Origin of the sequence: Micromonospora sp. MW-13 (assembly GCF_003434305.1) — a bacterium.
In the GTDB taxonomy this organism is placed as follows: domain Bacteria; phylum Actinomycetota; class Actinomycetes; order Mycobacteriales; family Micromonosporaceae; genus Micromonospora.
Genome location: NZ_QKKX01000138.1, coordinates 1 through 299, shown reverse-complemented (window position 1 = coordinate 299; position 299 = coordinate 1). Strand labels below are relative to the sequence as shown.

General features: G+C 68.6%; 1 pseudogene. It reads left to right on the top strand.

Going from position 1 to position 299, the window contains the following annotated elements:
* A pseudogene (locus C5N14_RS31575) lies at positions 1-299 on the top strand (transcription termination factor Rho); the annotation flags it as partial.

Below are 299 nucleotides of genomic sequence, written 5' to 3'. Positions count from 1 at the left end.
CAGCGGGCGCTGATCGTGTCGCCGCCGAAGGCGGGCAAGACGATGGTGCTCCAGGCGATCGCGAACGCGATCACGCACAACAATCCGGAGTGTCACCTGATGGTGGTGCTGGTGGACGAGCGGCCCGAAGAGGTCACCGACATGCAGCGGTCGGTGAAGGGCGAGGTCATCGCGGCCACGTTCGACCGTCCGCCGCAGGACCACACGACGGTGGCGGAGCTGGCGATCGAGCGGGCGAAGCGGCTGGTCGAGTTGGGGCACGACGTGGTCGTGCTGCTCGACTCCGTGACCCGGCTCGG